11 protein-coding genes are annotated in these 12,353 nt (G+C 40.3%); 8 read left to right on the top strand and 3 right to left on the bottom strand.

The features are described from left to right. The first annotated feature begins 16 nt into the window (after window positions 1-16). Window positions 17-2,410, top strand: coding sequence for an alpha-L-rhamnosidase-related protein (locus T7867_RS18115; RefSeq protein ID WP_322299629.1), 2,394 nt, complete (start codon window positions 17-19; stop codon window positions 2,408-2,410). A 122-nt stretch (window positions 2,411-2,532) separates the two neighbouring features. Here T7867_RS18115 and T7867_RS18110 read toward each other — a convergent pair whose 3' ends face one another. The 3 genes from T7867_RS18110 to ade form a co-directional block, all read right to left on the bottom strand. Beyond that, entirely contained in the window at window positions 2,533-2,811 is a 279-nt protein-coding gene (locus tag T7867_RS18110; RefSeq protein ID WP_068224476.1) for a sll1863 family stress response protein, read from the bottom strand. Between the two features lies 1 nt (window position 2,812). Then, window positions 2,813-4,126 carry a tetratricopeptide repeat protein gene (locus T7867_RS18105; RefSeq protein WP_068224475.1) on the bottom strand — a complete coding sequence of 438 codons (1,314 nt, stop codon included), beginning with the start codon at window positions 4,124-4,126 and terminating at the stop codon, window positions 2,813-2,815. Window positions 4,127-4,246: 120 nt separating this feature from the next. Next, window positions 4,247-5,872 carry an adenine deaminase gene (gene ade / locus T7867_RS18100; protein WP_068224469.1) on the bottom strand — a complete coding sequence of 542 codons (1,626 nt, stop codon included), beginning with the start codon at window positions 5,870-5,872 and terminating at the stop codon, window positions 4,247-4,249. A gap of 84 nt (window positions 5,873-5,956) precedes the next feature. On the opposite strand from ade, the gene cmk reads away from it, so the two are divergent. From cmk to nqrE, 7 genes are all read left to right on the top strand, one after another. Continuing rightward, window positions 5,957-6,640 (top strand): (d)CMP kinase, encoded by a 684-nt coding sequence (gene cmk / locus T7867_RS18095; protein ID WP_068224467.1) that lies wholly within the window; start codon window positions 5,957-5,959, stop codon window positions 6,638-6,640. Between the two features lie 9 nt (window positions 6,641-6,649). After that, window positions 6,650-7,543: a 4-hydroxy-3-methylbut-2-enyl diphosphate reductase gene (locus tag T7867_RS18090; RefSeq protein WP_068224465.1), complete on the top strand. Its 894-nt coding sequence runs from the start codon at window positions 6,650-6,652 to the stop codon at window positions 7,541-7,543. Window positions 7,544-7,683: 140 nt separating this feature from the next. Continuing rightward, window positions 7,684-9,051, top strand: coding sequence for a Na(+)-translocating NADH-quinone reductase subunit A (locus tag T7867_RS18085; RefSeq protein WP_068224462.1), 1,368 nt, complete (start codon window positions 7,684-7,686; stop codon window positions 9,049-9,051). 5 nt (window positions 9,052-9,056) lie between these two features. Further along, window positions 9,057-10,277, top strand: coding sequence for an NADH:ubiquinone reductase (Na(+)-transporting) subunit B (locus T7867_RS18080; protein WP_068224461.1), 1,221 nt, complete (start codon window positions 9,057-9,059; stop codon window positions 10,275-10,277). Next, window positions 10,264-11,043 carry an NADH:ubiquinone reductase (Na(+)-transporting) subunit C gene (gene nqrC, locus T7867_RS18075; RefSeq protein WP_068224458.1) on the top strand — a complete coding sequence of 260 codons (780 nt, stop codon included), beginning with the start codon at window positions 10,264-10,266 and terminating at the stop codon, window positions 11,041-11,043. The genes T7867_RS18080 and nqrC overlap by 14 nt, the downstream gene beginning before the upstream one ends. Window positions 11,044-11,048: 5 nt before the next feature. Then, window positions 11,049-11,714 carry an NADH:ubiquinone reductase (Na(+)-transporting) subunit D gene (locus T7867_RS18070; RefSeq protein WP_068224455.1) on the top strand — a complete coding sequence of 222 codons (666 nt, stop codon included), beginning with the start codon at window positions 11,049-11,051 and terminating at the stop codon, window positions 11,712-11,714. Window positions 11,715-11,726: 12 nt separating this feature from the next. Further along, window positions 11,727-12,338, top strand: coding sequence for an NADH:ubiquinone reductase (Na(+)-transporting) subunit E (gene nqrE, locus T7867_RS18065; protein ID WP_068224453.1), 612 nt, complete (start codon window positions 11,727-11,729; stop codon window positions 12,336-12,338). Window positions 12,339-12,353 lie beyond the last annotated feature (15 nt).

Here is a 12,353-nt window from a genome sequence, read left to right as displayed (position 1 = left end):
AAATCAAGTTGATTATATGAAAAAGCCTGCCCTCTTATTGCTCGGTACTTTACTTATTTCTGCCTGCACCAAAGCTCCGGAAGAATCAGTTTTCAATACTGTATTAACTGATTCTGAAAGCATCGCAGGTAAGCCAGAGTATTTGGCTTCGCCTTATCTAACTCCAGGTGATAAAACCTATATGGTAGGGCATCAGAATGGTACTTTCCCAGATTTGGGCTGGCACGTTACTGGAGAAATGGGAGGAATCTGGAATCACCCTATCAAACTAATGGATGGTTTTTCGGTACAAATCAGTAAAGATGGAGTAGACTATTGCTTGGATAGTGCTAAGCAGTTTGTGAATTATCCTTTTGCAAATACTCACGAGTTCGAAGTAAAAGATTTGATGCTTACCGCTACCCGTAAGCAGTTTGTTCCCGATGGAGAAGAAGCGGTTTATGTAGAGTATGAACTCACCAATAACAGTGAGACCCTGCAAGAGCTAATATTTACCTTCAATGGTATGGTAGACCTTAGACCCGTTTGGTTAGGTGAGAGGTCGGAAATGATTGATGGGGAAGATAAAGTGAGCTGGAATGAATCTATTCAGGGCATTGAAGGAAAGGATGTAAATAACGATTGGTATGTGGTTTATGCCTCGACATTAAGGCCAATTGCTCATGAGTTAAATGCTAGCACCTGCGACTATCAAAGAGCAGGAGTGGGTGCCAACGGATCGCTAAGTTACTCGGTGGAAGTTCCACCTTTTAGTCATGCGGTTCTTCCATTTGTCATTGCGGGCTCTGATGAGTCTAATGCAGAGGCTATCACCACTCTGAATAAGGTGCAGGCTAATGCCGAACAAATGCTTCAATCGAAAGCCAATAGGTATCAGGCCATTGCTGATCAGGCCAAGCTTACTATTCCTGATAAGAAGCTCGAAGAAGCTTTCCGTTGGGTGAAGTACAATACCGATTGGCTCATCAATGATGTCGATGGTTTGGGTAGAGGAATTACTGCCGGAAACCCTGATTATCCATGGTTCTTTGGTGCAGACTCTGAATATGCCTTGCAAGGTGCTATGGCTATCGGAATGAAGGATGTTGTTTATTCAACCATAGAAATGATCGATAGTGTCTCCAATGCTGTGAATAATGGTTCGGGTAAAATCATTCACGAAATGAGTACCAACGGGGTAGTTTTCAACCCGGGTAACCTGAATGAAACACCGCAATACGCCACGCTGATATGGGAGGTGTTTAAATGGTCGGGCGATATGGACTTCCTAAGAAGGTACTATCCAACCGTGGAGGCTGGACTCGACTGGCTATTGAAAGAAAACGATGAAGACGGAAACCTTTTGGCCGATGGTTACGGCATGATGGAAATTCATGGGTTGGAATCGGAAATGATTGATGTAGCGGCCTACACTTACAAAGCCTTTCTAGATGCTGCAGAAATGGCCGAAGTGCTCGGGAAAACTGAGCAAGCAGAAGATTATAAAGGCAAAGCAGAAAAGCTCTCAGAAATCATCAATAATGACTTTTGGGTAGATGAGTTTAACTCTTATGCCGATTTTATAGGAACGGCCAAAGAAGCAAAGCATCTAATAGAAGGAGCTATTGTTCGGGCAGATACATTGAATAAACCTTGGGCTGTAGAAGAGTTAAAAGCTACGCAAAGAAGGGTAAGTCAATACCCTGCCAATAAGAAGCAAGGCTTTGTACTTTATCATAATTGGGTGGTAAACACGCCAATGGAAGTAGGAGTGGCTGACCCTGAGAAAGCCATAGAAGGATTGAACACAGGAAGCAAATATGTAAATCCGTTTGGGATGTTTGTTACTGGAATAGATAGAGATGAGTCTGCTGGCACAGATGATAGTGGCTTTGCCAAAAAGATGAAGGTTTTCTCTTACACAGGAGCTGTTATGACCTTGCCTACGGGTGTTCAGGCTATTGCGGAGAATAACTATGGCAGGCCAGATAATGCCTTGGAGTATCTTCAAAGAATGACCAATTCATTCAGTTATGCTTTGCCAGGCTCTATGTATGAAGTAAGTCCAGACTTTGGAATGCACGCACAGGCTTGGAATATTTATTCTTATGCTGTTCCAATAGTAAAACAGTTCTTTGGAATAGAGCCGATGGCGCATTTAAACCAAGTGAAAATATCCCCTAAAATGCCATTGGCTTGGAATGAGGCTGAACTTGAGAATATTAGAATAGGTACTAATAACATCAGTATTCGTTTTGAGCGAATTTCAGATAATGAAAGCCAGCTGAGTATAGAACAATCAGATGCAAACTTCAATGTAGTATTACCAAATAATGCGGAGATGGTAGAAGGGGAACAGGTAGAGTCAGAAGAGTTCGGAAAACTCTTAAAAGGCAGCAAAATAGTGGTGAAAATTTCTGAGAAGTCTTAGAGGTAAATGGATCACCTGATAATACTATGCTCAATAAATTTCTTTTTGGGAATTAAAACTGCCTGAAATAAAAAGAGGAACCGTCAATGACAGTTCCTCTTCTTGTTAAATTCCTCTGGAACTTAAACCTCTTCGGCACCAGGGCCTTTCCTAAATAGCTTTCTGACAGCCTGTTCTAATTCTTCAGCAGCTTTTCTAATATGGAATTTGGCTTCCTCGAATTTAGGCTCATTTTTGCTTTTGAAGTCCTGAAGCTTGTCTTCTAGCTTGTCTCGCTGCTCTTTCAGGTCTTCAATTACATCTTCCATTTCTTCACGAGCTTCTGCACCAGCATCTTTCGCCTTGTCAATAAGCTCGTCAATTCTATCGCGAATGTCTTTTAAGAGTTTTTCAGTATCCATCTTAGTTCGAAGGTCTAGTTTTAATAGTTGTTGAAACGTTTATCCAACAGCCAACTCTAATTGGGTCGCCTTCCTTTTTGTTTGCTGTAAATACATCAGAAATAGTAGGGAATTGCTTTTTAGCTTCGGCCATACCCTCTTGGTTGCCTACTTTCTGGTATAAATCATAAGCTGCCATATAAATGGCTCTATCATCTATCTGAGATATTTTTCTCGAACACTCATCCCAGCTATTCATATACATGTTAGCCACTAAAGTAAGAGCTTGCTTTTCTGCAGATTTGTCTAAATCGGCAGCCTGAAGCGCAATTTTTCTAGCCTCTGGCTTGTTACCCATTCTAATGTAAACAGAAGTTAGGCTTAATAATAGGTCGGCTTTTTTCTCACTATCAGTAGATAACTCAATAGCCTGAGTATAGTATTGAATGGCTTTTTCATACTCTCCCGCAACTGCAGCTCTCTGACCAATAACCTTGGCTATTCCTTCAGTAGGCTCTTCTGACTGAATAATTTCTGCTGCTTTAATAAAGTATGGACTATCGCTACACTGTTGGTTTAACAGCAAACGGAAAACATTCTTTGCTAGTTTAATATCATTGGACTCGTCTAATTGTGGTGCAAGATTGTTGTTGATGAAGTCGCAGTTAAGCTCATCGCCCATTGTCATGGTAAGCAAGCTATTCACAGCATCTCTATATTTTGCTAATCTCTCAGCATTTTCACCTTGAGCTTCCTTCATGTCTATATTCTCCATCACTTGAGTATAAACATCAAATACCTGATCGCTAGGAATATCTTCGCCATAGGCTTTAGCTCTTCTAATAATGTCCATGTAAGAAACCAAGTTGTTGTTGATTACTTCAGATGGCTTTTCGTAAGCCTTTTCATAGGCAGTAATGGCTTCACCCATTTTCTCCTTATTAGACTTCCAATATTTGTAGTAACGATATGCCTTGTTGTTTACTTCCAAGTCGGTAAGTTCAAAGTATTTTGCTTTAAGGTCGAAGCTCAAGAACATTGAATCTAGTAATACATTCTTTTTTGCTTCATCGCTCTCCGCTTCGGCTAGTGCTTCATAAGCCTTGTAACCGTTAATGTATAATCCGTCATATAATTCAGGAGCATTTTTCATTAACCAGTGTAATGCGTTGGCTGCTTCTCTGTATCTATCGGCCGACATTGCATCTACGGAAATGGCAAACCTTCTCTTAGCTTCAGCCTGTAATTGAGGGTCTTCTGGAAGCTTCAGGTCAGCCTGCGCAAAGGCTGAATTGAGTGTGAGTATTGATAATAGTAGAAAGAATATCTTTTTCATAGTCTCAAATTTACGAATAGATAATAGCAAAGTTGTAGCCAAAATTTATTTAAGGCGCAAAAGTAACGCTTACTTATAAAGTAAGAATGTACTAAAGGATTATCAAATTGTTGCGAATTGCTATTTTTTGAAGAGGCTCTTGAACTCAAACTTTTCTCCATCGAATAGACCTAAGTCGCTGAGCTTGAGCTTAGGTATTACAAGCAGTGCCATAAAAGATAATGTCATGAATGGCGAGTTTAAGGTGCTGCCTAAACTCTTCGACATTTTGTCAATTAAAGTGTACTTTTTGGCTACTTCATAGCCATTTTCAGCAGACATTATACCAGCAACAGGTAATGGTAAAACCATTTCAGAAGTAGGAGAAACAGCACTAACTCCACCGCTTGCTTCAATCACCAAGTTTACGGCCTTTACAATAGATTCATCATCCGCTCCCACTGCAATAATATTATGAGAATCGTGGCCTACAGAAGAAGCGATAGCCCCTTCTTTTAGGTTGAAATTTTTAATGAATGCAATGGCTGGAGGGGCAGGGTTGTATCGATTGACCACTACCATTTTGAGCACATCATTCTCAATATCAGAAATAGCATTGCCTTCGCTATCAGTTTTTGTTGGATACTCTAAACAGTTCGTAATCAGCTGACCATCCAGTGCTTCGATAACATGAACCGAGCTCGACTCAGCTCTTACCTGGATGTCTGTAAGGCTGATTGGGTTGCAATTGAACTGATTAATAATGTCATTCTCTACTCGCTCAATTAGGGTTTTACCGTTGTCGGCAACATGTATTCCATTTATATAGGTGTGACTTACTTTAAAGTCTTTGAGATTGTTCACTACAATAAAGTCGGCAAAGTCTCCTTTTTGCAAAGAGCCAACATCTAATTTATAATGATCGATAGGTGTGACGCAAGCAGCGGTAAGCACATCGAATAAATCATGGCCTTTGGCTAAAGCTCTTTTCACTAATTGGTCAACATGGCCTTCAACCAAATTATCAGGGTGTTTATCGTCAGAGCAGAACATGAGCATTTCTGGTGCTTCGGCAAAGAGTTCTACCAGAGCCTCAAAGTTCTTAGCCGCAGAGCCTTCACGAATGGCTATTTTCATTCCGTGCTTGAGCTTGTCTCTGGCTTCATCGGCTGTAAAGCATTCATGGTCGGTGCTCATGCCCGCTTTAATATATTGCTCGGCTTGTTCGCCTCGCAAGCCTGGTGCATGGCCATCTATAGGTTTTCCTAATTCCTTGGCAATATTTAGTTTTTTATAAACCGTTTCATCTTTAAAGAGAACCCCTGGCCAATTCATCATTTCAGCCAGATATTTTACTTCAGGTTTCTTAAGCAAATACTCAACTTCTTCGGGAGTTATTTCTGCACCGGCAGTTTCAAAAGTGGTTGCAGGAACGCAAGAAGGAGCACCAAAATTGAACTTGAAGTTCGCCTTCTTTCCATTTTCAATCATGTATTCTACCCCTTCAACTCCCAATACATTTCCAATCTCATGAGGGTCGGAAACGGTTGAAACGGTGCCGTGAACAACTGCTAGTCGGGCAAACTCAGACGGCACTAACATGGAACTTTCCACATGAACATGAGAATCTATGAATCCAGGTAGTATGTATTGATCGTCAACTTTTTCAGTTTCTTCAATAGAGATAATTCGATCGTTTTGTACGGTTATTTCACCATCAAACATCCTTCTATTTCTTACGTCAACTATATGGCCTGATATTTTCATGTTTCTGCTTTAGAGGTGCTAAGTTCCCACAAAAGGTTTAGAACATAAAACTTTGAACTGTACCTTTGCGACCAAATTTCTGTGATGGCGAAAATCAATATTGCGATAGATGGGCTTTCGGGCTGTGGAAAAAGTAGTACAGCTAAGGCCGTTGCCAAAACTCTAGGCTATAAGTTTATAGATACAGGAGCCATGTATCGCGCTGTAACGCTTTATGTGTTGAATGAAGCTGTTGATTTAACTTCTAAAGAATCTGTTATTCAAGCACTTGAACAGATTACAATAGACTTTCGATATAATCAGGAATCTCAGAAAAACGAAACCTTTTTGAATGGACAAAATGTTGAAGAGGAGATACGTTCAATGAGAGTTGCGGGGAGTGTTAGTCAAGTAGCAGCTATCAAAGAAGTGAGAGTGGCTATGGTGGCACAGCAGCAACAAATGGGAAAAGACAAAGGAGTAGTAATGGACGGTAGAGATATTGGTTCCGTTGTTTTTCCAGAAGCAGAGCTGAAGCTCTTTATGACAGCCTCTACCGAAGTGAGAGCTAAGAGGAGACAGGCAGAGTTGAGAGAAAAAGGAGAGGAAGTTGCGCTTGATGAGATAATGAAAAACCTTGAGGAGCGAGATAGAATTGACTCCACTAGAGATGAAAGCCCATTAATAAAAGTAGAAGATGCTATAGAGGTAGATACTTCTAATTTATTGTTTGAAGAGCAAGTGCAAAAAGTATTAGATTTGGCATTGCAACGTATTGAGGCAGAATAGAATAAGTGTATGCAAGTAACGATAGATCAAAATTCGGGGTATTGTTTTGGCGTAGAATTCGCCATTCAAATGGCAGAGGACGAAATGCAGGAGGGCTCTCTTTACTGCTTGGGAGATATCGTGCATAACAGCATGGAGGTGAAACGCCTCAATGATAAAGGCCTCAAGATAATTGAAAGAGACGACCTTAAGAATATCAAGGATTCCAAGGTGTTAATTCGTGCTCATGGCGAACCGCCAGAAACCTATCAGTTAGCATTAGAGAATAATATAGAGTTGGTAGATGCTTCTTGTCCTGTGGTGCTCAAGCTTCAGAATAGAGTGAAAATTGCCTACGATAAGATAAAGAAAGCAGGAGGCCAGATTGTTATTTATGGAAAAACTGGTCATGCCGAAGTAATAGGTCTAACAGGTCAAACTAATAATGAAGCCATTATTGTAATGGAAGAAGCTGATCTGGATAAAATCGATTTCAGCAAGCCAGTCACTCTTTTCTCTCAAACCACCAAAAGCACCAAAGGCTTTTACCATATCCGCGAGCTGATTGAAGAAAGAATAAAGGCTCATAAAGGTGAACTAGAAGAAATTGACTTTACAGCAAACGATAGTATTTGCAGGCAAGTGTCTAACAGAGAACCTCAGTTGCTCAAGTTTTCTGAAGAAGTAGATGTAATAATCTTTGTAAGTGGAAAGAAGAGCTCTAACGGAAAGGCGCTCTATTCAGTATGTAAACAACAGAACGAAAGAAGCTATTTTGTGGAGAACGAAGAGGAGGTAGATTTCGACTGGATAAGACCCTCCGACCATGTTGGAATTTGCGGAGCAACCTCTACACCAATGTGGCTAATGCAAAATGTGGCCCAATACATCGAAAATCACTTTGCGGAAACCGTTGAAATATAAATTTCGATCTACTTTTTTATAGCAAGTTTTTTGGACTAAATTGCGCACCGAAAAGGGAAGATTAACCTTTCTTTTGAGTGCAAAAGTGTTAATTTTGCCTCGATTTTGATCAACCTTAGTGATTCGCAACTCAATACAGTATGTCTAAAATTGTAAAGCTTAAAAAAGGCTTTGACATCAACCTTGCCGGGAAGGCGCAGAAGAAAATCGCGAATACTCCTCCTTCGGATACATTTGCTATTAAGCCCACAGATTTTGTCGGAATGACAAGACCAAAACTATTGGTGGCTGAAGGCGATGTAGTGAAGGCTGGAACTCCTGTTTTGTATGACAAAATGCAGGAAAACGTGATGGTCTGCTCTCCAGTTAGCGGTGAAGTAGTCGAAGTGAAGAGGGGAGCCAAGAGAAAACTACTCGAAATTAAAATTCTGGCCGACAAAGAAATTCAATACGAAACCTTCCAAACCTATAACGTGTCTGACATCAAGAGCCTTTCTAGAGAAGAGGCTACTGCTCAGATGGTTAAAGGTGGGGTTTGGCCGAACATCATCCAAAGGCCTTACGGTGTAATTGCTAAGGAAGAAGAGACTCCAAAGTCTATCTTCATTTCTGCATTTGATACCCATCCTTTGGCTGCTGATGTCGCCTTTACCTTAAAAGGTGAAGAAGAGGCTTTCAAAACCGGTATAGAAATTCTTAAGAAATTTACTGAAGGAACTATTCATATCAATCACGATTTGAACGGTGAAGTATCTTCTGTTTTCTCCGGTGTTGAAGGTGTTCAGCATAATAAGTTCAGTGGCCCGCACCCAGCAGGTAATGTTGGTGTTCAAATCCATCACGTAGATCCTATCGGAAAAGGTGATTTAGTTTGGACAGTAACTCCATATGGTGTCGCTCAAATCGGTAAACTATTCAATAAAGGTGTTTACGATGCTTCTAGAGTAGTAGCAGTAGCAGGTTCTGAAGTTTCTGAGCCGCAATACTACAAAACCTACACAGGAGCATGTGTTAATAAAATTGTTGAAGGCAATCTGAAGAGCGAGAATGTGAGATTCATCTCTGGCAATGCTTTAACTGGAGAGAAGATAGAGAAAGATGGCGCTTTAGGTTACTATAGCAATCTGCTTTCTGTTCTTCCTGAAGGAGACCATGCAGACTTCCTAGGATGGATAATGCCTAAAAAAGAGGTGCTTAGTTTCCACAGAGCATGGGGACTATTCTCATTCCTAAATGGAAAGAACAAAGAGTACGTTTTAGATACTAATACCAACGGAGAACCAAGAGCATTTGTAGAGACAGGTGTTTTTGAGAAAGTTACTCCAATGGATATATATCCTGTATATCTACTAAAAGCTATTTTGGCCGAAGATTATGATAACATGGAAGCGCTTGGTATCTACGAGGTAATTGAAGAAGATCTGGCACTGTGTGAATATGTAGATGTTTCTAAACATGACGTTCAACAGATGGTTAGAAACGGGATTGAATTGATGCAAAACGGTTAATTGGAATGAAGTTTTTACATAATATCTTAGAAAAGCAGAAGCCAATGTTCGAGAAGGGTGGTAAACTGGAGAAGTTTTACTACCTGTTTGAGGCTGGTGAAACTTTTATGTTTTCTCCTGCTAGTACTGCAGGGAACAAAGGTGCCCAGATTAGAGATGCAGTAGACTTGAAGAGAATGATGATGACAGTTGTCATCGCCATGATCCCTTGTTTGATTTGGGGTATATTCAATGTTGGTTATCAGCATCATGTAGCTATTGGAGAGCAAACTTCTTTCTTCTCCGTAGATAATTTGCTGTTTGGTGCAAGATGGGTATTGCCAATTGTATTGGTGGCCTATGCTGCTGGTGGTATCATTGAGGCAGTATTCGCTGTAGTTAGAAAACACCCAATTAACGAAGGTTTCCTTGTTACGGGTATGCTTATTCCATTAATTGTCCCTCCAACTATTCCATTATGGCAAGTTGCTTTGGCTACAATTTTTGGTGTTGTAGTAGGTAAAGAAATCTTTGGTGGTACAGGTATGAACGTATTGAACGTTGCCATGACAGCCAGAGCATTCTTATACTTTGCTTATCCTTCACAAATTTCTGGTGAAGTTTGGACTCAATTAGCTGGAGAAACCCCAATCGATGCTTACAGTGGTGCAACTGCACTTTCTGTAGCTTATGATTCTTCTAATGTTGGTAACGCAGTTACGGCAGGTTTAGCTAATGTCAATAGTGCTTTAGCTGCCCCATTTGGAGACTTTAGCTTCTTTAGCTTTGAGAATATGTTAATAGGAGGTATCCCTGGTTCAATCGGAGAAACTTCTACTTTAATGGCTCTTTTGGGAGCTATCATTCTAGTGGTAACCGGTGTAGGTAGCTGGAAGATTATTGTAAGTGCATTTGCAGGTGCTTTCCTTATGGGTACTGTTTTCAACATGGTTGGAGCAAATGAATTTATGAATGTGCCTGCTCAATACCACTTGGTAATGGGTGGTTTAGCATTTGGAGCCGTGTTTATGGCCACAGATCCAGTATCTGCTTCGCAAACGGAAACAGGAAAATGGATTTACGGTCTTTTGATTGGAGCCTTAACAGTATTGATTAGAGTAGTAAACCCAGCATATCCAGAAGGTATTATGTTGGCGGTACTTCTAATGAACGTATTCGCTCCACTTATTGATTTCTATGTAGTACAAGCAAACAAGAAAAGGAGGTTAGCCCGTGCGACAGTCTAATGGTTATATAATTGTATTCTCCCTTATACTAACAGTGGTATTGGGAGGGTTGCTATCTGGAGTATCTCAGGTTTTAGGGCCTGCTCAAAAGAAAGCGCAAGATTTAGATACTAAGAAGCAAATTCTTGGTGCTATTCCTGCTGAAAAAGAAAAGCTTTCAGCAATGACTCCAGAAGAGATTCTTAGCAGATACAGCGAGGTGATCAGCTCTGAAGTAACAAATTACCAAGGTGAAATTGTTACTACCAATGAGAAAGGTGAGCCAGTTGTAGCAGAGAATGTAAACATTGAGAAGAATTATAAGAAAACTCCTGAGAACAGATTGTTCCCAGTATTCAAATACAATGGCGGTAGTGAGCAGGCATTTATTCTGCCTACTTTCGGTGCTGGTCTTTGGGATGCTATCTGGGGTTACGTTGCTATTACGCCAAACATGGAAACTGTAATTGGAGTAAGCTTCGACCACAAAGGAGAAACTCCAGGTCTAGGTGCTAGAATTACATCAGACGATGTTCAAGCTAGATACAGAGGCAAGGAATTGTATGACAATCAAGGAGATTTGGTTTCAGTAACAATGGTAAAGGGAGAGAATACTCCTGAGTCTGCATTGGGTCCAAATAAGGTTGATGGTATGGCTGGTGCTACTCTAACAGCAAATGGTGTTAACGCCATGTTGGAGAACTACCTTGGTTACTACCAAAACTACTTCGAGAAGAATGTCAGAAACGAGAGTATGACAATGAATGTTGAAAACAATAACCAGTAATTATAATGAGTACTGAAACTGTTGAAGCACCGGTAGTAAAGGAAAAAGAAGCCTTACTATCGAAGAGAAGAAAGAAATTCGTTACTGACCCTCTGAATGATGATAACCCTATTACCATTCAGGTATTAGGTATCTGTTCTGCACTTGCGGTTACCACTCAAATGAAGCCTACTTTGGTAATGGCTTTGTCGGTAATCTTTGTATTGATATTTTCAAACCTCATCATTTCATTGATGAGAACAGCTATTCCTTCAAGGGTACGTATTATCGTACAGCTGGCGGTAGTAGCAACCTTGGTAACCTTGGTTAATGAGGTGTTGAAAGCGTATGCTTTTGATATGTACAAAGAGCTTTCCGTATTTATCGGACTGATTATTACCAACTGTATTGTAATGGGTAGACTTGAAGCTTTTGCTTTAGGTAATAAGCCTTATGATTCAGTATTAGATGGTTTAGGTTCAGGCTTGGGTTACTCGTGGATTATCCTAGCAGTTGCCTTCTTTAGAGAAATCTGGGGTTCTGGTAATGTATTCGGATACCCTGTATTCGAGGCAATCGGAATTGAGAACTTTGCGACTAATGGTTTGATGGTGTCACCAGTTGGAGCATTCGTTGTTCTTGGTTTCATTATCTGGGTTCAGAGAACTAAAACTGGTTACGTAGAACACTAAAATTAGAAAATCATGGATTTATTGAATTTAGGTATTAAGTCGATCTTTATTGAGAACATGGTTTTCGCCTACTTCTTAGGTATGTGTTCTTTTCTAGCGGTATCGAAAAAGGTATCAACTGCTTTCGGTCTTGGTTTAGCTGTAGTATTCGTATTGGGTATGACAGTACCGATGAACTGGTTGCTAAATGAGTTTGTATTGAAAGAAGGTGCTTTAGCTTGGTTAGGTGCTGACTTCGCAACTATCGATCTTTCGTTCTTACGCTTTATCATGTTTATCGCAATTATTGCGGCTATGGTACAGCTAGTAGAGATGACTATCGAGAAGTTTTCTCCTTCACTTTACGGTTCACTAGGTATCTTCCTTCCGCTAATCGCTGTAAACTGTGCTATTTTAGGATCATCCCTTTTCATGGCTCAAAGAGACTATAGCATTGGTGAAGCTACTGTGTTTGGATTCGGTTCAGGTATTGGTTTCTTCTTGGCTATTGTTGCTCTTGCTGCAATTAGAGAAAAGCTTAAGTACTCGAATGTTCCTGATGGACTCAAAGGTCTAGGTATTACAATGTTTATTACCGGACTTATGGGTATTGCCTTTATGAGTTTTATGGGTATCTCTATCTAATAGATTTACACCTTA

The sequence above is a fragment of the Roseivirga spongicola genome (genome assembly GCF_034376045.1).
GTDB lineage: Bacteria > Bacteroidota > Bacteroidia > Cytophagales > Cyclobacteriaceae > Roseivirga > Roseivirga spongicola.
The sequence above is the reverse complement of the archived record's forward strand: the minus strand, read 5'-3'. Positions and strand labels throughout refer to the sequence as shown.

What these genes read in the sequence shown, in the direction of transcription:
- ade (WP_068224469.1), bottom strand. Translation starts at nt 5,872, where the DNA reads ATGAAAATATCAGGCCATATAGTTGACGTAAGAAATAGAAGGATGTTT.
- cmk (WP_068224467.1), top strand. Translation starts at nt 5,957, where the DNA reads ATGGCGAAAATCAATATTGCGATAGATGGGCTTTCGGGCTGTGGAAAA.
- T7867_RS18070 (WP_068224455.1), top strand. Translation starts at nt 11,049, where the DNA reads ATGAGTACTGAAACTGTTGAAGCACCGGTAGTAAAGGAAAAAGAAGCC.
- T7867_RS18105 (WP_068224475.1), bottom strand. Translation starts at nt 4,126, where the DNA reads ATGAAAAAGATATTCTTTCTACTATTATCAATACTCACACTCAATTCA.
- T7867_RS18090 (WP_068224465.1), top strand. Translation starts at nt 6,650, where the DNA reads ATGCAAGTAACGATAGATCAAAATTCGGGGTATTGTTTTGGCGTAGAA.
- T7867_RS18085 (WP_068224462.1), top strand. Translation starts at nt 7,684, where the DNA reads ATGTCTAAAATTGTAAAGCTTAAAAAAGGCTTTGACATCAACCTTGCC.
- nqrE (WP_068224453.1), top strand. Translation starts at nt 11,727, where the DNA reads ATGGATTTATTGAATTTAGGTATTAAGTCGATCTTTATTGAGAACATG.
- T7867_RS18080 (WP_068224461.1), top strand. Translation starts at nt 9,057, where the DNA reads ATGAAGTTTTTACATAATATCTTAGAAAAGCAGAAGCCAATGTTCGAG.
- T7867_RS18115 (WP_322299629.1), top strand. Translation starts at nt 17, where the DNA reads ATGAAAAAGCCTGCCCTCTTATTGCTCGGTACTTTACTTATTTCTGCC.
- T7867_RS18110 (WP_068224476.1), bottom strand. Translation starts at nt 2,811, where the DNA reads ATGGATACTGAAAAACTCTTAAAAGACATTCGCGATAGAATTGACGAG.